Origin of the sequence: Mesorhizobium yinganensis (assembly GCF_040081985.1) — a bacterium.
GTDB lineage: Bacteria > Pseudomonadota > Alphaproteobacteria > Rhizobiales > Rhizobiaceae > Kumtagia > Kumtagia yinganensis.
On the sequence record NZ_JBEBMH010000056.1, the window covers coordinates 1 to 18,297 of the forward strand.

General features: G+C 62.6%; 18 protein-coding genes, 1 tRNA gene and 3 pseudogenes. 7 read left to right on the forward strand and 15 right to left on the reverse strand.

Features of this window, described 5'->3' with window-relative positions; genetic code table 11:
* Both ABMA59_RS35835 and ABMA59_RS37495 read left to right on the forward strand, forming a co-directional pair.
* A pseudogene (locus ABMA59_RS35835) lies at positions 1-304 on the forward strand (IS5/IS1182 family transposase); the annotation flags it as partial.
* Between the two features lie 355 nt (positions 305-659).
* Positions 660-888, forward strand: a pseudogene (locus ABMA59_RS37495) (IS91 family transposase); the annotation flags it as partial.
* Positions 889-1,369: 481 nt separating this feature from the next.
* Here ABMA59_RS37495 and ABMA59_RS35840 read toward each other — a convergent pair.
* The 9 genes from ABMA59_RS35840 to ABMA59_RS35880 all read right to left on the reverse strand — a co-directional run bounded on the left by ABMA59_RS35840 (position 1,370) and on the right by ABMA59_RS35880 (position 10,322).
* Complete coding sequence (locus ABMA59_RS35840; RefSeq protein ID WP_349010119.1) at positions 1,370-1,828, reverse strand: SRPBCC family protein; 459 nt, start codon at positions 1,826-1,828, stop codon at positions 1,370-1,372.
* 4 nt (positions 1,829-1,832) lie between these two features.
* Entirely contained in the window at positions 1,833-2,678 is an 846-nt protein-coding gene (locus ABMA59_RS35845; protein WP_349010120.1) for an XdhC family protein, read from the reverse strand.
* A gap of 11 nt (positions 2,679-2,689) precedes the next feature.
* Positions 2,690-3,895 carry a vWA domain-containing protein gene (locus ABMA59_RS35850; RefSeq protein WP_349010121.1) on the reverse strand — a complete coding sequence of 402 codons (1,206 nt, stop codon included), beginning with the start codon at positions 3,893-3,895 and terminating at the stop codon, positions 2,690-2,692.
* Positions 3,892-4,785, reverse strand: a complete 894-nt coding sequence (locus ABMA59_RS35855) for an AAA family ATPase (RefSeq protein ID WP_349010122.1) — start codon at positions 4,783-4,785, stop codon at positions 3,892-3,894. The genes ABMA59_RS35850 and ABMA59_RS35855 overlap by 4 nt, the downstream gene beginning before the upstream one ends.
* Positions 4,782-5,093 (reverse strand): hypothetical protein, encoded by a 312-nt coding sequence (locus tag ABMA59_RS35860; RefSeq protein WP_349010123.1) that lies wholly within the window; start codon positions 5,091-5,093, stop codon positions 4,782-4,784. Before ABMA59_RS35860 ends, ABMA59_RS35855 begins: the two co-directional genes overlap by 4 nt.
* Before the next feature lie 6 nt (positions 5,094-5,099).
* Positions 5,100-7,520, reverse strand: a complete 2,421-nt coding sequence (locus tag ABMA59_RS35865) for an aerobic carbon-monoxide dehydrogenase large subunit (RefSeq protein WP_349010124.1) — start codon at positions 7,518-7,520, stop codon at positions 5,100-5,102.
* Positions 7,517-8,029, reverse strand: a complete 513-nt coding sequence (locus ABMA59_RS35870) for a (2Fe-2S)-binding protein (protein WP_349010125.1) — start codon at positions 8,027-8,029, stop codon at positions 7,517-7,519. Before ABMA59_RS35870 ends, ABMA59_RS35865 begins: the two co-directional genes overlap by 4 nt.
* Before the next feature lie 12 nt (positions 8,030-8,041).
* Complete coding sequence (locus tag ABMA59_RS35875; protein WP_349010126.1) at positions 8,042-8,905, reverse strand: FAD binding domain-containing protein; 864 nt, start codon at positions 8,903-8,905, stop codon at positions 8,042-8,044.
* A gap of 184 nt (positions 8,906-9,089) precedes the next feature.
* Positions 9,090-10,322: an MHYT domain-containing protein gene (locus ABMA59_RS35880; protein ID WP_349010127.1), complete on the reverse strand. Its 1,233-nt coding sequence runs from the start codon at positions 10,320-10,322 to the stop codon at positions 9,090-9,092.
* 132 nt (positions 10,323-10,454) lie between these two features.
* On the opposite strand from ABMA59_RS35880, the pseudogene ABMA59_RS35885 reads away from it, so the two are divergent.
* Positions 10,455-10,823: pseudogene (locus ABMA59_RS35885) on the forward strand (transposase); the annotation flags it as partial.
* A 313-nt stretch (positions 10,824-11,136) separates the two neighbouring features.
* Here the strand turns inward: ABMA59_RS35885 and ABMA59_RS37500 are convergent.
* Positions 11,137-11,358 carry a nuclear transport factor 2 family protein gene (locus tag ABMA59_RS37500; protein ID WP_484534590.1) on the reverse strand — a complete coding sequence of 74 codons (222 nt, stop codon included), beginning with the start codon at positions 11,356-11,358 and terminating at the stop codon, positions 11,137-11,139.
* A gap of 204 nt (positions 11,359-11,562) precedes the next feature.
* On the reverse strand, positions 11,563-12,252 hold the full coding sequence (locus tag ABMA59_RS35890; RefSeq protein WP_349010128.1) for a glutathione S-transferase family protein: 690 nt from the start codon (positions 12,250-12,252) through the stop codon (positions 11,563-11,565).
* A gap of 415 nt (positions 12,253-12,667) precedes the next feature.
* Between ABMA59_RS35890 and ABMA59_RS35895 the strand changes: the two genes are divergently transcribed.
* Positions 12,668-12,775 (forward strand) — tRNA-Phe (locus tag ABMA59_RS35895).
* A gap of 145 nt (positions 12,776-12,920) precedes the next feature.
* Here ABMA59_RS35895 and ABMA59_RS37545 read toward each other — a convergent pair.
* From ABMA59_RS37545 to ABMA59_RS35910, 4 genes are all read right to left on the reverse strand, one after another.
* Positions 12,921-13,127 (reverse strand): sunset domain-containing protein, encoded by a 207-nt coding sequence (locus tag ABMA59_RS37545; protein ID WP_484534591.1) that lies wholly within the window; start codon positions 13,125-13,127, stop codon positions 12,921-12,923.
* A 113-nt stretch (positions 13,128-13,240) separates the two neighbouring features.
* The gene (locus ABMA59_RS35900; RefSeq protein WP_349010129.1) at positions 13,241-13,642 is read right to left on the reverse strand and encodes a hypothetical protein; all 402 of its coding nucleotides are present in this window, start codon (positions 13,640-13,642) and stop codon (positions 13,241-13,243) included.
* A 23-nt stretch (positions 13,643-13,665) separates the two neighbouring features.
* On the reverse strand, positions 13,666-13,827 hold the full coding sequence (locus ABMA59_RS35905; RefSeq protein ID WP_349010130.1) for a hypothetical protein: 162 nt from the start codon (positions 13,825-13,827) through the stop codon (positions 13,666-13,668).
* Positions 13,818-14,348: a hypothetical protein gene (locus tag ABMA59_RS35910; RefSeq protein WP_349010131.1), complete on the reverse strand. Its 531-nt coding sequence runs from the start codon at positions 14,346-14,348 to the stop codon at positions 13,818-13,820. Before ABMA59_RS35910 ends, ABMA59_RS35905 begins: the two co-directional genes overlap by 10 nt.
* A 504-nt stretch (positions 14,349-14,852) precedes the next feature.
* Between ABMA59_RS35910 and ABMA59_RS35915 the strand changes: the two genes are divergently transcribed.
* The 3 genes from ABMA59_RS35915 to ABMA59_RS35925 form a co-directional block, all read left to right on the forward strand.
* Positions 14,853-15,371, forward strand: a complete 519-nt coding sequence (locus tag ABMA59_RS35915) for a hypothetical protein (protein WP_349010132.1) — start codon at positions 14,853-14,855, stop codon at positions 15,369-15,371.
* A gap of 1,032 nt (positions 15,372-16,403) precedes the next feature.
* Positions 16,404-17,312, forward strand: coding sequence for a tyrosine-type recombinase/integrase (locus tag ABMA59_RS35920; protein WP_349010133.1), 909 nt, complete (start codon positions 16,404-16,406; stop codon positions 17,310-17,312).
* Positions 17,313-17,314: 2 nt separating this feature from the next.
* The coding region (locus ABMA59_RS35925) for an IS91 family transposase (protein WP_349010134.1) at positions 17,315-18,297 on the forward strand (983 nt) is incomplete at its 3' end.

The following is an 18,297-nucleotide window of genomic DNA, read 5'->3' on the forward strand; positions in this document are numbered from 1 at the left end:
CCGCGGCCACAACGCACCCGACAGCCACAAGCTCAGGGTCTTCACCGCCGCCCAGAAACGCCGTGTCACACCGGCCATCAAGCGTCAGATGCGCCGACGCTCGGCAATCGAGCCCGTCATCGGACACGTCAAGGCCGAGCACCGCATGGGCCGCAACTATCTCGCCGGCGAGCACGGCGACGCCATCAACGCCATCGACGCCGCCGCAGGCTACAACTTCTCGCTCCTGCTCAACTGGTTCAGGAACCTTTTGTGCCTGCTCATCGCAGCCATCAACTGCCAGACAAAATCTCGCCCAGCCTGATCCGCTTCATTCTTCACGGTCGACGATTTCCCACCCAGGTAGATGGCAGCGTCATGCCCATGCGCTGACCTGCGCCGTTTCCAATCTTCCAGTACACTGCCTTCAGAACGCGTTCACTTCCCATGTTCTGGTAGCGCACTGAGGATTGCATTGATAGCCGGGTCTTGAGTGGCCAATTATCGTGCAAAAGCCAAGGGCAAAAGCCAAGCGCCACGAACCAGCCGGTTACTATCCACCGCGGGACCAAGTTGCCGAGGCTCGAGTCTTCCGGCACATGCTCCTGAGGCGGCACAAATGACGTTTGCCGCCTCAGGCATCGTCCAGGTCCATACCTCGAAGGGTAGCTGGCTGATCCCACCGCAGCTCACCATCTGGATTCCTGGCCCGCAAAGACAATCTCGCGCTGGCCCGCCAACTCCTGGATCGCCGCGCCGCCTGATGATGGCATCAGGCGCACCGAACGACTTCCGCCCGCCATGCCTCTGCTGCGGCCGACGAATGATCGTCACAGAGGTGTTCGAACGCTGGAATCAGCCGCGCGGTCCCCGCACGCATCGGCAGCAAACCGGGAGACCGACCAATGACCCGGCATGGCATGGTCGTTCCTTCAGCCGCAGACGCTCCGTCTCCGGCAACGAGCCCTCCCGCGCCATCGATGGCTGTCAACGGCGACAAGCCAACACCCAACTGCACGCCGGATCGTCAATACCGCGCGAAGGAGCAACGAGCGGACTGCCCGCCTCCATCCCCGCGCTTCCCAGCGGCGGTCGCGCCATCGCCGACATCAGATGCAGATCAAAATCTCCATAGCCGTCCTCTGTGGCACGCGGGTTCCTTCCTCGGGGGACTTTCGTACGCCTGCCGGCGCCCGAAACTCTTTACGGGAGCAGATTGACGCCTTGTGGAGAATTAACCTGCACAAGCGGACACCTGATCGTGGCCGAGTAGCGAGATCGCACAGTTGCCCTGTTGAATGCGCGTGCCACCTTGATGCCGAAGGATCATCACTTCGGCAGCGCCGCCTTCGCCGCCTAACGTTGATATGCGTACCGTCAGGTTGTCTGTTCACGCCGAGGCAGTTTCGTGGAACAACTGGTCGGCAAGGTTGCTGAAAAATTGCATGGCGAGCTTGCGCGCGGTGGAATCTATCAATCGGCCGCCGAGTTGTGCGAGCTTGCCGCCGACATCGGCCTTGACGGTATAGCTGAGCAGGGTGATGCCCGGTCCGTCCTCGGTTAGCAGGACGTGGGCCCCACCCTTGGCGAAGCCGGCAATGCCGCCCTTGCCCTCGCCTGATATCGTGTAGGAGTGCGGCGGGTTGAGGTTGGAGAGTTCGACCGCGCCCTCGAAGGTCGCTTTGATCGGGCCGACCCTCAGCACGACCGTCGCCGTCATTTGCGTGTCCGACCCCTTCTCCAGTTTCTCGCAGCCGGGGATACAGCGCATCAGGATCTCCGGGTCGTTAAGCGCACGCCACACCGCCTCGACCGGAGCCTCGATCCGTTCCTGTCCGCTCATATCCATAACGTCATGCCTTCGCTGCTTGGGGTTGCTGTGCCTCACCGCGCTGTCCGACCCGGCGCGCGGCGACGATCTCGGCGAGGATGGAGAGCGCGATCTCTTCCGGCGTGACGGCGCCGATGTCGAGGCCGGCCGGCGCTTTCACTTGGTCAAGCGCCTCGGGCGAGATTCCCTCCTTGGCGAGCCTTGCGCGCAATGCCGTCATCTTGCGCCGGCTGCCGACAAAGCCGTGATAGCTGGTGTCGATGCCGAGCGCGGCCTTCAGTGCTGCCTCGTCGCCCTTGCCTTGGGTGGAGACGACGACGAAGCACTGCGCGGACAGCGGGACATCAATGCCGAAGCCATCGATCAGACGGTCCGCCTGGGGCAGTGCGCAAAATTCGCCGAGAGGCGCCGCAAGTGTTACGTGGAACCCGAGCGGCCTCGCCTGCTCGGCAAGCGCCAGCGCGACGGGGCTGGAGCCCAGCACGACGAGCGAGGGCCTCGGCAGCATGGGCTCGACGAAGATGTCCATCGTGCCTTGGCTGGGGCACATGTTCTTCGCGAATTTCACGCCGTCGCGCTGCTCGCCCGGCTTGACGCCGAGCTCGTCGAGCAGGTCTTCCGGCTGGATGGAGATCAGGCGCGAACGGCCGTCGGCCAGCGCCTCGCGCGCAGCCTTCAACGTCGCGCCACGCGCGCAGCCTCCGCCGATCCAGCCGGCCTCGACGCGACCGTCAGGCCGGATAATCGCCTTGGCCCCGGCCTTGGCGGCCGTCACCGACACGGTGCGTACGACGGTCGCCAGCACGAACGGTTCTTCAGCCGCCTTCAAACGGGACACGAGATCAAGCACGTCGACATGGGCGGTCATCTTCGCCTCCGTCACAGCTTTGCTAGATAGGGTTCGAGCGCAGCGAGGCTCTTCAGCGTATGCGCCGGCGCAAGCAGATCGACATGGGGGAGAGCGGCCTTGATGCCGGACGCCTCCGGCGCGTAGCCGTCCCAGCCCATCATCGGGTTCAGCCAGGCGATGCGATGGCAGCGGCGGCCGAGCTGCGCCATCTCGCGGCCGAGCAGGTCGGCGTCGCCGGTCTCGTAACCGTCGGAGACGATCATCACACAGGTGCGCGAATGGATGACGCGCGCCGCATGCCAGCGGTTGAAGGTTTGCAGGCTTTCGCCGATCTTCGTGCCGCCGCCCGCGCCTTGCGCCAACATGGACAGGCGATCGAGGGCGCGCGCTGGGTCCCGCTCCTTCATGGCGTCCGAGACATGAGCGAGGCGGGTGTGGAAGAGGAACGCTTCGGCTTCGCGGAATGCATCCAGCACCCCATGGATGAAGCGCAGGAAGGCGCCGGTGTACATGCTCATCGAGCCGGACGCATCGAGCAGGATGACCAGGCGCAGCGGCTTCTGTTTCTTCTGACGTCGAACCAGGCTGACCGGCACGCCGCCATGGCTGATGTTGCGATGGATGGTGCGCCGGAGATCGAGCCGGTAGCCGCGCCGACGGGCAAGATCGCGCCGCGTCAGCCGCGTGCGCATGGCCCGGGCGATCCTTGCGGCGATCTCATGCGCCTCGGCGATATCGGCCGGGTTCGACAGTTTTCGGAAATCGGTCTCGGCAAGATTTTCGGCACGCGACGCTCCTTCCGCGCGGCCCGTCCCCGACCGTTGCTGTTCGCCGGTCTCGTCTCCCGAAGGAGTCTGTTGGAGCGTTCCATTGCCGGCATCTGCCGCTGTCCTGTCGAGATACTTAACCGAAGGGCTGTTGGCATCGGCCGGCGTTTGAGATGCGGTCACCCGCGAGCGCACGCGCCTGCCCAGCCAAAAGGCGTCGAAGAGGCCGTCAAATTTGTCCCAGTCCGATTTCCGCGCCGAAAACAGGTGCTTGAAGGACGAGCGCAGCAGCGCGGGTTTCTCGCCATAGCCAGCGGCGAGCAACTCGGCCGCATCTTGGCCCTCGCGCAGACCGACTGCGAATGAGGCCTTGCGCAGGGTCCGGAGAAAACCTGCAAGCTTCTGTGAAAGCAGGCGCGAAACCTCATCCATCTCTTCCAGGCCGGCAGGCGTGCCGCAGCAGCTCATGCCACCCTCCCCAGCAGCCGCTCGGTGACCTCGCGGGTCATCCGAGCCTTGTCTTCATGGGTCTTCAGCAGACACATCAAGGTCTCGTGGACGAGGTCGGGACGATCGTGCAGATCGGCCACCTCGAGGCCGACCAATGCCGCTGCCCAGTCGAGCGTTTCGGCCACGCCCGGCACTTTTCGCAAATCCTCCTTGCGGATTTTCTCAACGATTCGAGCGATTTGCAGGGAGAGCGACGCGCCGGCTTCCGGGATGCGCGCCATGACGATGCGCGCCTCGCGATCGACCTCCGGATAGTCGACATAGTGGTAGAGGCAACGGCGGCGCAACGCGTCGGAAAGCTCGCGCGTGCCGTTCGAGGTCAACACCACATGCGGGACGGAGGTCGCCGCAATGGTGCCGAGCTCGGGAATCGAGACCTGCCAGTCGGACAGGAGTTCCAGCAGGAACGCCTCGAATTCCTCATCTGCGCGGTCGATTTCGTCGATCAGCAGCACCGGCGGCTTTTCCCGGCGAATTGCGGAAAGCAGCGGTCTTTCAAGGAGATATCGTTCGGAGAAGACCTGGTCCTCGATCTCGGCTGCCCTCCGCGCGCCGCCCTCCGCGGTCTTGTGCGCCTCGATTGCAAGGAGCTGCCTCTGGTAGTTCCATTCATAGAGAGCGGCCGACTGGTCGAGACCCTCGTAGCATTGCAGGCGGATCAGTTCGCTGGCGTGGACTACGGCAAGCGCCTTGGCGACCTCGGTCTTACCGACGCCCGCCTCACCCTCCAGCAGCAGCGGCCGCTTGAGCAACTGCATGATGGAGATCGCCGTCGCCAGTTCCGCGTCGGCGATGTAGCCGGCGGCGGCGAGGCGCTCCGAAATTTGTTGGCGCGAAAGCGAAGTCATTGAACGGACTTGATATCTGGGTGCCATCCGGCACGGGAAGGGTATGCGTCCGACGATCCGTCAAGTTCGGAAAATCTCTTCCAATCAATAAGATAGGCCGAATGCATCGCAGCTCCGATGGTTTTGGCCTGACGCGAGGGTGCCGCAAGCATGCCGCGCAGCCCGTCAAAGGCTCTGGCGACATGCCGGCTCTTCGACAATTGGAAGAACTGGCTGACGAACTCGCCGGGTCCGCTGCTTGGCAAAATTCCGACAGAGTCGAAATTGTGTGGGCCGACCCGGCGCTCGGAGAGCGAGCCCGCAGTCATCCTGCTCTACCCCACCGCGCCCAGTTGCTTTGCCGCCTTCCAGTTGCGCCAATAATCATGCGGCATCTGGATGTGCGTCGAGCCGAGGAAGGAGAAGGCGTCGTTGACGGCGTTGGAGAAGCAGGGCACGCCGCCGACATTCGGGCTCTCGCCGACGCCCTTCGCCCCGATCGGATGGTGCGGCGAGGGCGTTACCGTGTAATCGGTTTCCCACTTCGGCGTTTCCACGGCGGTCGGTATGAAGAAATCCATGAACGAGCCGGTCGTCACATTGCCGCTCTCGTCGTAATGAATCTCCTGGCCCATCGCGATGGCAAAGGCTTCCGTGAGGCCACCATGCACCTGGCCCTCGATGATCATCGGGTTGATGCGGGTGCCGCAATCGTCCAGCGCATAGAATCGGCGGACCTTGTAGACGCCGGTGTCCACATCGATATCCATGACGCAGATATAGGCGCCGAACGGATAGGTCATGTTGGGCGGATCGTAGTAGCTCACCGCCTCCAGTCCCGGCTCCATGCCGGGAGGCGGCGAGTTGTAGGCGATCCAGCAGATGTCCTTCATGCCGAGGAATTTCTCCGGCAGGCCCTTCACCCGAAAACCGTCTATGTCCCATTCGAGGTCGTCCTCGTGGACTTCGAGCTTGTAGGCGGCGATCATCTGCGCCTTGGCTTTTATCTTGCGCGCCGCCATCGCTATCGCGGCACCTGCGACGGGGGTGGACCGTGAACCATAGGTGCCGAGGCCGTATGGCGCGGTGTCGGTGTTGCCTTCCTCGACCATGATGTTGTCGGCCGGAATGCCGATCTCGGTCGCGATGATCTGCGCCCAAGTCGTCTCGTGGCCCTGGCCCTGGCTCTTGGTGCCCATACGGGCGATGCCGGCGCCGGTCGGATGCAGACGGATCTCGCAACTGTCGAACATGGCGATGCCGAGGATGTCGCAGTTCTTCGACGGACCGGCGCCGACGATCTCGGTGAAGAAGGAGACGCCGAGGCCCATGATCTCGCGTGTCTCGCCGCGCTTGAAGGCCTCGCGCTTGGACGCCTGCTCCTTGCGCAGCTCGGCGTATTTCACCGTCTCCATCGCCTTCCTCATGGCGGTGGCATAGTCGCCGGAATCATACTCCCAGCCGAGGGCCGAGTTGTACGGGAACTGTTCCGGCCTGATGAAGTTCCTGAGCCTGAGTTCCGCCGGGTCCATGCCGAGTTTCTGCGCCAGGATGTCCATCGCCCGCTCGATGCAGTAGGCGGCTTCCGTCACCCGGAACGAGCAGCGGTAGGCGACGCCGCCCGGAGCCTTGTTGGTGTAGATGCCGTCGACGGCGAGATGCGCCACCGGGAAGTCGTAGGAGCCGGTGACGATGTTGAAGAAGCCGGCCGGCCATTTCGACGGGTCGGCGCAGGCGTCGAAGGCGCCGTGGTCGGCAAGCACATGGACGCGCAGGCCGGTGACCTTGCCTTCCTTCGACGCTGCGATCTCCGTCGTCATGTGGTAGTCGCGGGCAAACGAGGTCGCGGTCAGGTTCTCGATGCGGTCCTCCACCCATTTGACCGGCTTGCCGGTGACGATCGAGGCGACCGCCGCGCAGATATAGCCGGGATAGGCGCCGACCTTGTTGCCGAAACCGCCGCCGATGTCGGGCGCGATGACATGGATCTTGTGCTCTGGAATCTTGGCGATCAGCGCCACCACGGTGCGGATGACGTGTGGGGCCTGGAAAGTGCCGTAAATGGTCAGTTCGCCCTTCACCTTGTCGAAGGAGCACAGACACTGGCAGGTCTCCAGCGGCGACGGGTGGGTGCGATGGTAGGAGATCATCTCCTTGATCGTCACCTCCGCCTTACGAAAGGCAGCGTCGGTCAGGTCCTTGTCGCCGACGGTCCACTCGAAAATGTGGTTGTGGTGTTTTCGCGGGCCATGCGCGCCGGTCGTCTTGCCGGCGAGATCCTCGCGCAGCACCGGCGCATCGGGATCGAGCGCCTTGAACGGATCGATGAGGACGGGAAGCTCCTCATATTCGACCTCGACCGCATTGACGCCGTCATCGGCGGCATAGCGGTCGGTGGCGACGACGAAGGCGACTTCCTGGTTCTGGAACAGCACCTTGCCGTCGGCCAGCACCATCTGCACGTCGCCGGCGAGCGTAGGCATCCAGGCGAGGTTGACCGTCTTCAGCGTCTCGGCGGTGATGACCGCCAGCACGCCCGGCACCTTCAGCGCCTTCTCCGTGTTGATCGATGTCACCCTTGCATGGGCATGCGGCGAGCGCACGAAGTCGCCGTGCAGCATGCCTGGCAGCTTCACATCGTCGACATAGTTGCCCTTGCCCTGGGTGAAGCGGATGTCCTCGACACGCTTCCTCTTGCAGCCCATGCCTTCCAGTTTGGCCTCGCGCTGCTCGCGCGTGAGTGTCATGTCGTTCATTCCGCGGCCTCCTTGAATTCGACGCCGTTGATCTTGGCGGCCGCGTACTGGATCGCCCTGACGATGTTCTGGTAACCGGTGCAGCGGCAGAGATTGCCGGCAATTCCGAAGCGGATTTCCTCCTCGGTCGGATTCGGGTTTTCCCTGAGTAGCCGGTGCGCGCGCACGATCATGCCTGGGGTGCAGAAGCCGCATTGCAGGCCGTGCATCTGCCTAAAGCCTTCCTGCAGGGCCGAGAGCGTGCCGTCGGCGTTGGCCATGCCTTCGATGGTGGTGATGTCGGCCCCGTCGGCCTGCACGGCAAAGACGGTGCAGCTTTTGACCGACATGCCGTCAAGGTCGACGGTGCAGGCCCCGCAATGCGTCGTCTCGCAGCCGATATGGGTGCCGGTGAGAGCCAAGTTCTCGCGGATGAAATGGACGAGCAAGGTGCGCGGCTCGACGAGGCCGTCGACCTCGGCGCCATTCACCTTCATGCTCACCTGGGTCTTCTTTGCCTGGGTTGCCATCTGATCTCCTCCTCAGGCGGCCCTGGCGGCGCCGCGTTTCAGCGCCCGCTCGACCATGATGCCGCCGACATGCTTTCGGTATTCGACCGGTCCGCGCCCGTCGCCGGCCGGCGACATGATCTCGATGGCCGCCGCGGCTGCCTTCTTCAGTACGGCGTCGTCGAGGGTCGTGCCGATGACGGCCTGCGCAGCTTCTTCGGCAAGCAGCGGCGTCTCCGACAGGTTGGTGAGGCCGATCGAACAGGTGGCGACTTTGCCGCCCTTCATGGTCAGCACCACGGCGGCGGCCGCGGTAGCGTAGTCGCCGATCTTGCGCTTTAGCTTTTCGTAGGCGTAGCCGTGACCTGAGGGCGGGACGGGGATGGAAACCGAGGCAAGGATCTCGCCGGGTTCGAGAGCCGTGAAATACGCGCCCTGGTAAAAGTCCCGCGCGGCGACGTCGCGGTCGCCGGCCGGGCCTTTCAGGCGGTAGGTGGCGCCGAGCGTCAGCATCAGCGCCGGCATGTCGTTGCCGGGATCGCCGTTGGCGACGTTGCCGCCGACCGTGCCGCGATAGCGCACCTGCGGATCGGCAATCAGCAAGGCCGTCTCGTGCAGGATCGGCAAGGAGGAGGCGATCTCGCCGGAGGCTAGCAGCTCGTTCTGGGTGGTCATCGCGCCAATGACGATAGCGTCGCCGTCGCGGCGGATGCCTTTCAGTTCGCCGATTCCGGCGAGGTCAACGAGATGCTCGGGCGTCGCGAGCCGGAGCTTCATCATCGGGATCAGGCTGTGGCCGCCGGCGAGCGGACGCGCCTCGTCGCCGAGATCGGCGAGCAGCTTCACGGCGTCCCTCAGCGTGCCGGGCCTGTGGTAACTGAACTGGCCGGGTATCATGTTTCGTTCCTCCCTCGTCCTCGGCGCACGCGAATGCGTTGTGCGCAAAGTCCACAGCGAGGCTCTTCCTGCTCTCCGGCGGGCGCAAGGCGATGGCCGCCGGATGGTCACGAAGAAGCGGATTTCGCACGAAATGCGCTATTCGCCGCACGAATTGCGGCAGGCCGACTGACCCTTCGGCGGTTTAGGCCTGCCGGCGGAGCAGACCGAGGCGGGCCTTTAGCTCGGCGATCCTTGCGCGGCTGACCGGCACGAGATGCGGCGCCGGGCCGTCGAGCTCGACCACCGCGCCGTCGCCTTCGCGGCGAATCAGCGTGACATGCGGGATCGCGACGATGTGGCTGCGATGAACCCTCATGAAGTTGCCGGGATCGAGCTGTGCCTCGGCTTCCGAGATAGACCAAGTGCACATGCGCTCGCGGCCGCCGTCGTGGATCAGCGTGTAATGGGCGTCCGCCTTGATCGAACGTATGGCGGCGGCGTCGATGAAATGCGTTCCGTCGACACCTTCCACGGGCAGGCGGCTGGCGGGCACCGGACGTGGTTGGCCTGCGCCACCGAGCGGCAGGGTCTTGTTCACGGGCGGGGCGCGGAAGGCGGTCAGGGCAGCGTCGGCGGCATCGCCGTCGCGAGGCGCGATGGTCATTTCCTCGTCGGGCAACAGCCCATTCGCGACGCCCTGCACCATATGGGCACGCGGGCGAGGCTCGGGAACAAGGAACAGCAGGAAGCCGGCGATGATCAAGAAGCAGAGAAGTGCGACAATTAGCGCCAGCACCTGCGAGGAAGCGACCAGCCCGCCGCCCGTCATGGCGTGGCCGCCAAGGCCTTCGGCCGGTACGAAGCGCATCCCGTACATGGCCGTGTAGTGCATGCCGGAGACAGCGAGCCCGAAGGCCACGGCACTGAGAGCCAGCCGGGCGCCGCCATGCTGCGCGAGGAATATCCTCAAGCCACCATAGGCCGTGCCGATCGCGATCGCCGCGGAGAACACGATCATCGCGTGCTCGTGCTCCAACCGGAAATCCCCCTGCAGCCCGTGGATGCCGACATAGTGCATGGAGACGACGCCGACGCCGAGAAGCACGGCCGAGGAGATCAGGCGCGCGCTGGACGGTTCGCCGATGCTTACGAAGAAAAGCGAGATGCCGACCACCAGCGCGCAGATCAGGAAGGAGACGACGGTCGGCAGGACGAGGTAGGAGGCGTCCGGCGGCAGGGGTGCGGCGAGCATGCCGACGAAATGCATGGTCCAGATGCCGACCGCCAGAAAGCACGCGGCGCCGGCGAGCAGGACACGCCGGCTGGCGTGTGCGGCTCCACGCAGACGGGCTGCTAGCCCGAACCCTGTGTATCCTCCCAGGATCGCGATCACCACCGAGAGCGCGACCAGGTAGGGATTGTGCCCTACGAACATCTTGGTACCGGCACGCGCGACATCCACCTGTCGGCGTGCCCTCTCCCTAAATCGAAGTTTGCATTTGAAGACCCCATTTGCAATCCGCATGCCTGCCTCAAAGCTGATACAATCGCCCAGACTTACGGTATTGCGGCGCTCACCTTCCGCGCCACGATCGACCGGCCGGAGCGGTTCGGCTCCTCGCGGGCAGTGGGAGCGCATCTGGGGCTGACGCCAGCGCGATACCAGTCCGGTGAAACCGACATACCGGGCAAAGTCAGCCGCTGCGGCGACGAACTCGCCCGCACCGCCCTCTACGAGGCAGCACATTCGCTACTCGTGCGCTCGAAGAAATGGTCGAGCTTGCGCGCCTGGGGCATGAACATCGCCAAACGTCGCGGCATGGCGAGAGCCCGCGTGGCGGTAGCCCGCAAGCTGGCCGTCATCCTGCATCGCATGTGGGCCGACGCAACCGAATTCCGCTTTGGAAAGGAAGCCGCCGGCCCCGCATCGGCATGAAATAGGACAAGGAACAAAAACGAACACAGACAGTGGTTCGCCCGAGAGGGTGATCCGGATCGTTCCCGTGGGGACGATGGGCAAGGTGATCCCGTTAGCAGGCACGATCCTGGGACGAACTCTCCCAAGGTCGTTCAACAGATTGAGACGCCTCGCTCTCCTGACCCCATCATGCGGCCGCTCCGCGCCGACCGCGAAGAGAAGCGAGTGACCCGCGGGGCGACATGATCCGGAAAGAAGACAGGAAAAGCTTGACGTCAACGACCCCAATCAGAGAAGCCTACTAGAGGCGAGCCGCCAACGAGTGACCGCATTACGGCTTCCGATTTGTGGCCGCACGACCGCTTCCGTCCATCTCCATCGGATATGAGTTGTGTTCGTGGATGATCTGCCAAATCCCCCGACGGCGTCGTAGCACCACGGTTCGCCGGTTCCAGCTCTCGATAGGCCCACTGCCCTTCTTTATGCCGTGTATACGGCCCAATCCGAAAACGACGGCAAGATCGCCTGAGATAATGACGGTCGGTGAAGACATCTCGACCGTTACGGTACCGTCCCAGAGCAAACCATTCTTCTAGGCCTTGAGAGGAGTTCTGCGTCGCCGCCGGACTGGAACGGCGGCGGCAGGTCAAAATAGACGGCGTCCTCACTCACCGGCGCGATCACAGAAGTTGCATCACCTCGCTTCGTAGCTGCCTCCTGTGCTCGCAATAGCGCCAGTATCTCTTGCTTGTCACTCTCAGGCATCGGCCTTCTCCACCTTGTCGAACCGCATATCAGCCATCTCATGGCGCTCGATGACCGCGCGCTGATCGGAAACGGCTTTGCGATAGGCCGGCCGGTCGAGACAGCGGTCCTGGTAGGAAATGAGCAGCGGATGCGTGTCCAGAAGATTCAGGCGACGTGCGATCTTCAGCACCGATGCCATCATGAGGTCGGCTATGGTGAATGCATCGCCGACCAGCCATTGGCAATCGCCGAGTGCAGTCTCCAGCTGCGAGAGCCGCTGTTCCGCAGCAGCGACCACGGCGGGCCGGCGTGCCTCCTGCTGACCTGCGTCGTGCATGAAATACTCGACCTCAGCAACGTTCATCAGGAACGGCTCGATCGAATTTAGCGCTGCGATGACCCAACTGATTACCATCGACCGATCCGTCCCTTCAGGTGGGATCAACTTGCCTGCTCTGATCGCGACGTCGATGACGATCGCGCCGCTCTCGAAAAGCGTCGGGCGACCCCCCTCCTCCATGTATGGAACCTGGCCGAACGGTTGTTTTTGCCGATACTCGTCTGATGCGAGATCGCAGGCATCAATCAATCGCACGGTGTAGGGCCAGCTGACCTCGTTCAGGATCCAACGCGCACGGTGATCCCGCACCTGGCCAGCGGCGAAAGGTGGTGCCCACTTCATGGCGGTTATGGTGATCACGCGTGCTCTCCCTGACGTTTCTCAAACTTCGAACGCGAAATGTTCTCTCTTGCGACGGCAATCCAAGTGCGCCGTGGTCACCGACATCTCGGCGTCGAACCGTAGTCTGTGGGCCGGCATGTCTGGTCGGCCCGAAATGGAAAACACGCTCCCGCGGTCTTTGCAGGTGCTAACGATTTAGGAGGGTGTTGGTTCGCTAAGGAGGCTACCTGCGCCCTACCCCTTCTACGGCTTGGTGCACCGGTTGGCCGGCGGAATGTCGCGGGCGGCCAAGCAGTAATATGGCCCTGTGGTTCCCAACCCCACCGCGCGGAGCTGTCGCAATCAGCGTGTCACGCAAGACCGCACTTCGCCTCTGTTCATCGCCTGATTAAGCAATCGGTAGGTTTGACAAATCGCGCATAAGCTATTGACTGCCCGATGCTAGTTTGACAGGAGTTCCCGCACAACACATTGTTTTTCTTAAAATAGTAGCGGACTGAAAATCCGCGTGTCGGTGGTTCGATTCCGCCCCTGGGCACCAGCAATTTCAATCACTTAGCTTCATTCTCCGCCCGCTTGTGTCGCAACCATGTTGCAATTGGTTTCCCTTGATTTCCAACGGTTTTCACTCACACTCGGCTAGTCGACGCGACATGAAATGCAACATGGGAGGGGTGGCGAAACCTTTAGACCTTCGACTTCCGCCACCCGGCATTGCGGGCTTCAGCTTCGGAGCAGAACCATCGCTCCCCGAACTGGGGGTCGATGTCTGTAGCGTCATTATATTTCTGCTCTGGCACGTGATAGATTAGGTCGCCAGTCTCGATGCTGACGTTCCCCTTGATGTTGCAGCCAGAGCCTGGAAGAGCTGCGATGAAGCTGCTGGGGGATATTTAGCCGTATCTAAAGAGATGTGGGCCGAAGATCGCGGCCAATGCCACCATAAGCCCAGGAAGCCCGACCACCTCTCGGCAGCCGGGCTCTCAAGTCGCCAAGTTGTCCAACCCTATTGCAAGACCGGCCGCTGCTCGTCCTCGCCCTCCACAGGCGCCCGCACGCTGTCGCCGATGACCCTCAGCAAGAGCCGGTTGTTATGGTCCAGCACCTCGTTGGCCTGCTTCACGCCCCGCCTGTCGCCGAGCAGAAACCCGAAGGCGAAGGCCAGGACGAGGCCGGCGGCAATGGCGGGATAGGTCATGCCTTTGCCCTCCTTCATTCCCTCGTGCACTTCCAGGGCGGCAACTAACGGCTCCAGAAGCTCAACAGCCAGCTTCTGGCCTTGACTGATGGCGTCAGCGAAATTGTCTGCACAGCCACTCTCATTCTGAATTTGCCAAGCCGCGCTGTCGAATAGCTCCAGAATGGCGATGGCTTGCCGGCTGCAATCGGCAAGTTGCCGCGCGGTCATTTCCCTGTGAGGTATAAGGCGGCTCATGATGCCACCTCATCGAGAAGGTGCACGCCTAGCAGCGCGTCGATCTCCGCCTCGCCGCCGCTGGTCAGGCTGTCATAGATTAGACGCCCCATGCTCTTGCGGTCGCCGCCGACGATGTAGGCGGCGCGCGTCCTCGTTTCTTCAACGTTCAGGCACACGAACGAAAGCAGTGCGACGGCGGCCTCTGACTCGGCCTTGCTGGCAGCGTCACGAGCATCGATTGTCCCCTGAAAGCCGCTCTTCCGGCGCTCGCGCATTTCGGCGGCAGCCACTTTGCGAAAGGCGGCCTGGTCAAGTTTTCAGATGCACGGAGACTTGCGAGCGCTGCTTCGGCGGCGGCTTGGTCGCCCGTCAGTTCACGCTGGACGACACGCCGCTTGGAAGCGTAGTGCAGGCTGATCTCTTCCTTCGTATGGTCAACGTACTGCTGCCAGTTGTAGTTGACATGGAACTCTATGCCGTTGCCATCCGACAGCTTCACGATGATCGTTTTAGGGTGTGTCTCGAAATGGGTTTCCTCCGCCGCCTGCTCCGCGTCGATAGCGGCGATGAAAGCCTTATGATCGGCGGTGTGGTTCCGGATCAGCGCCTCAAGTTGGCCTAGACGGTTAACCGGCGCCGCCTCGGCTGAATTGCCGAATGTTGAGACGACGGCGAGCGCGGGTGTCGTGGCGAGCATAGCGCGCCGGGTGATCGTTCCTCCGATGGTCATTGTGGTCTCTCTCGGTTCGAACCGGCTTTCTCAGGACCGGCGGCGTGGCCATGATGGCCATACCTTTCATCGGTGGCGGACCGATAGCCGGGGGTGAGAAACAGGCCGAGAGACCTGCGCGACGCTTTTAGGGGTCTCCCCCACTGGACAGAACGGCGCCCCCCGGCCATATTGGTCGGGTCGCATCCGAGCCGCCAAGCTCGTGCGTCGAAGCTCTTTCCAGAAGGGAATAGGCTTCAGTCACCGCCGCCCCACGCCGCCAAGCGTCGGGCAATCCTGCCAAGGATGTGTGCGGTCTATCTCGGTCCGGGTTTCTCAGGCCCACGGACATGCTGTTCCTGTTCGCTGAAAACGTCAAGACTCCCCTCGCGGGGAAGAAGGCTTGCGTGTTGCCCGCTTCTGGCATGTAGTGCAGTGCCCTACACCTAGCTGCGCAGCGCAGCGGTGATGATTAAGCGGGAGACGTTCGCCATGAATTTTCTGAATGTCGCTGTCCCTGCCAACAATCGCTCCACCCAGCTTCCATTTAAAAGACCGAACTCCGTTACGGGTGAGCCGGACGTGCAATTTCAAATGTTTACGAACACCGATCACATTGCAATATTGATGGCGGCGTTGTTGAAAATAGAAGAGCGAGTGATAAAAGATGAGAAAGTTCTAAGACGATGCAATGCCTGGTATGAAATCATGTCACGAGATAGAGGCCGGCATAAGAAGATGCTCAGTTTTATTAAAACTTGGCAAGACCCGGCAACCTTAATCACTTTTTGGCCCGAACCTACTGGTTCTTCGCATGCTATGACCTCCGGGACTTTTATTACTCTCTCTGAGAAGATTTTCAAACGCACCGATGCGGTGTTGTGGACAGCCGGAACGCTCATGCACGAGTTAGCACATACCGCAGGCGCCTCGGCTCAGACGACCGACGCTGAAGACTCACTGGAGTTTTGCGGCTTCGATGATGTGCGAACAAAGGGGCTGCCAGGCTGACACCGCCCTTGAAACAGCCGGCGTCGAGTCCAGCCCCGAGTACGGTGGCGGCGCTGGCGTGAGGCTGCGGAAATAGCCGCTCGTTAACTCGTAGACAATATGATCTAGCTCTGTAACTCTTACCCACCTTCCAACTTTGAGCCATCTACCGTTGCAGATGACCATTGGAAGTTGCGCAGGATACACATGGGCAGGAAGAAGGGCGAACTGGCGAGCCTCATCCGCGAAAGCGAGGACAAGCTCTTATTTCGCGTTCAGATGGAACTCGCGAACGGGGGATACATCAGCTTTTTTCGGGGCACTACTGTTGTGCAAGGTCGAGGGGCCACATCTCGCGAGTTCGCCGGCTTCGAAAAAGCAATGAAGTGGTTTCTAGGCCTTCCCGCCAGCCGAGACGAGCCCCGAACGGGTAGGTCTGCGGCCTAGTTTAGTTTTGACCTAGACCCTAGGATCGGAGTCTTTCGTTGAATTGCGTCCCAGCTTGGAATATCTACGATGGGTTTCGGACGGCCTTGCCGTCTAGGGCTGCCAGGTTCCTGCCTCCCCCCGCTCGGGCCTGCGACCTTGTTCTGGCCATGGTGACCGCCGGCTTTGCCCAGCCACCCCACCGAGAGCCGGCGGTCGTCATTTGCAGCAGATAACCACCCTTACAGGCTTTACCGGGGGGGACGATCGCTGATTTGCTCGACGGTGTGGGCGATGTCTTTCAGGGATTTGAGGGCAATGACAACGTAGCTGCCGGTCCCGGTAATGATACCACGCGCCACAGAAAAACAATATGCTACATCAACTGCGCCGAGTTCTCACACAGCCTCCATCCCATCGCCGCCGTTCGCAGTGCGGCCTTCGCCGCCTGAAACTTGCCATTCGTTGGGCTCCACCAAACGGCAGAGTTGGGGCCGTCGAACGAACCCGCTGCGCGGGAGGGCACCTGCGGTTGAGATAGCGGACACAGGCCGGTTGTCTCGCTTGCATTGAGGGTCGTGCGCCAGCGGCAGAGCATGACGGGCTTCTTCAACAAGGAGCCTGACCATGCACCACCCCTATCTCGACACACCCGTCAGCCCGCTCCGCCAGAGGCTGATCGACGACATGAACATGCGGCGCTTCTCACGCGAGACGCAGCGCAACTATCTCCGTGACATCGGGCGCCTGGCTACATTCCTCGGGCGTTCACCAGACACGGCGAGCGCCGACGATCTGCGCCGATTCCAGATCGAGCAGCAGGAGGGCGGCGTACCCGTGCCGACGATGAACAGCATCGTGTCGGCGCTGCGCTTCTTCTTCACGCACACGCTCGACCGCCCGGACCTGGCGCGGAGGCTTATCCGGCTGGTGCATCCGCGCAGGCTTCCCGTGGTGCTGAGCCGGGACGAGGTCGCTCGGCTGCTCAACGCCACGACCTGTCTGAAGCATCAGGCGGCGCTCTCGGTCGCCTATGGCGCGGGCTTGCGCGTTGCCGAAGTGTCGACGCTGAAGGTCGCCGACATCGACAGTGAGCGCATGCTGCTCAGGGTCGAGCGCGGCAAGGGCGGACGGTACCGCAATGCCATGCTGTCACAAGACCTGCTCCTGTTGCTGCGCCAGTGGTGGAAGGTCGGACGGCAGCAGGGCGTGATGCATCGCGACGGCTGGCTGTTTCCGGGGCAGCATGCGATGAAGCCGATCAGCACGCGGCAGCTCTATCGCGTGGTCATCGAGGCCGCGCAGGCTGCCGAGATCGCCAAGCGGGTCGGGCCGCACACGCTGCGCCACAGCTTCGCCACCCACCTGCTGGAGGACGGCACCGATATCCGGATCATCCAGGTGCTGCTCGGGCATGCCAAGCTGAACAGCACCGCCTTCTATACCAAGGTCGCGACCCGGACGGTACGCACGGTGACGAGTCCGCTCGACAAGCTCGGCCTGTTCAAGCCGGAAGAAGTCTCGCCCGACGGCTGAGCGTGCGCGCCTCGGTCGAGGTCGCCGACATCTTCCGTGCTGCAGGTCCAGCCTACCGGGCCGCCTACGCTGGCCATCTGAGCCTCGCCCAACTGAAGGTGATGTCGGCGATCGAGAACTGTCGCACCGCGGCTCTCGGTGGTCATGTCGAGGCCTGCGAAGACTGCGGCCACTGGCGCATTGCCTACAATTCCTGCCGCAACCGGCACTGCCCCAAGTGCCAGGGCGCGGCGGCGCGGACATGGCTTGCGGATCGAGAAGCCGACCTGTTGCCGGTCGGCTATTTCCACGTCGTATTCACGCTGCCCGCCGAGATCGTCGACATCGCCCTCCACAACAAGGCGCTTGTCTACGACCTGCTGTTCAAGGCGGCATCGGAGACGATGATGACCATCGCCGCCGATCCCAAGCACCTCGGCGCGCGCATCGGCATCACCGCCGTGCTCCACACATGGGGTTCGGCAATGACCCACCATCCGCACGTCCACATGATCGTGCCGGGCGGCGGCATCGCACTGGGCGCAAGCCGATGGATATCGTCACGTCCGACCTTCCTGCTTCCCGTGCGCGTGCTCGGCAAGCTGTTCCGGCGGCTCTTCCTCACCCGGCTGGTTGCGCTACACGACGCAGGGCGGCTCAGCTTCTTCGGGACCCTTGCTCATCTCGCCGAGCGGCGGGCTTTCCTGCGCCACCTTGCTCCCGCCCGGGGGAAGCGTTGGGCAGTCTACGCCAAAGCACCGTTCGCCGGACCGGAGGCGGTGCTCGCCTACCTGTCGCGCTACACCCACAGGATCGCGATCTCCAACAGCCGCCTGATCGCATTCGACGCGAACAGTGTCACCTTCCGCTACAAGGATTATCGCCGCGACGGCGCGGAACGGCAGCAGGTCATGACACTGAGTTCCGACGAGTTCATCCGCCGCTTCCTGCTGCATGTCCTGCCGCGCGGCTTCCATCGCATCCGGCACTACGGCCTGCTCGTCGG

Coding starts and splice junctions, on each gene's coding strand:
- ABMA59_RS35840 (WP_349010119.1), bottom strand. CDS start 1,828: ATGGATATGAGCGGACAGGAACGGATCGAGGCTCCGGTCGAGGCGGTG.
- ABMA59_RS35865 (WP_349010124.1), bottom strand. CDS start 7,520: ATGAACGACATGACACTCACGCGCGAGCAGCGCGAGGCCAAACTGGAA.
- ABMA59_RS35920 (WP_349010133.1), top strand. CDS start 16,404: ATGCACCACCCCTATCTCGACACACCCGTCAGCCCGCTCCGCCAGAGG.
- ABMA59_RS35845 (WP_349010120.1), bottom strand. CDS start 2,678: ATGACCGCCCATGTCGACGTGCTTGATCTCGTGTCCCGTTTGAAGGCG.
- ABMA59_RS35870 (WP_349010125.1), bottom strand. CDS start 8,029: ATGGCAACCCAGGCAAAGAAGACCCAGGTGAGCATGAAGGTGAATGGC.
- ABMA59_RS35855 (WP_349010122.1), bottom strand. CDS start 4,785: ATGACTTCGCTTTCGCGCCAACAAATTTCGGAGCGCCTCGCCGCCGCC.
- ABMA59_RS35860 (WP_349010123.1), bottom strand. CDS start 5,093: ATGACTGCGGGCTCGCTCTCCGAGCGCCGGGTCGGCCCACACAATTTC.
- ABMA59_RS37500 (WP_484534590.1), bottom strand. CDS start 11,358: ATGTCTTCACCGACCGTCATTATCTCAGGCGATCTTGCCGTCGTTTTC.
- ABMA59_RS35875 (WP_349010126.1), bottom strand. CDS start 8,905: ATGATACCCGGCCAGTTCAGTTACCACAGGCCCGGCACGCTGAGGGAC.
- ABMA59_RS35910 (WP_349010131.1), bottom strand. CDS start 14,348: ATGCTCGCCACGACACCCGCGCTCGCCGTCGTCTCAACATTCGGCAAT.
- ABMA59_RS35850 (WP_349010121.1), bottom strand. CDS start 3,895: ATGAGCTGCTGCGGCACGCCTGCCGGCCTGGAAGAGATGGATGAGGTT.
- ABMA59_RS35900 (WP_349010129.1), bottom strand. CDS start 13,642: ATGACCGCGCGGCAACTTGCCGATTGCAGCCGGCAAGCCATCGCCATT.
- ABMA59_RS35880 (WP_349010127.1), bottom strand. CDS start 10,322: ATGTTCGTAGGGCACAATCCCTACCTGGTCGCGCTCTCGGTGGTGATC.
- ABMA59_RS35915 (WP_349010132.1), top strand. CDS start 14,853: ATGAATTTTCTGAATGTCGCTGTCCCTGCCAACAATCGCTCCACCCAG.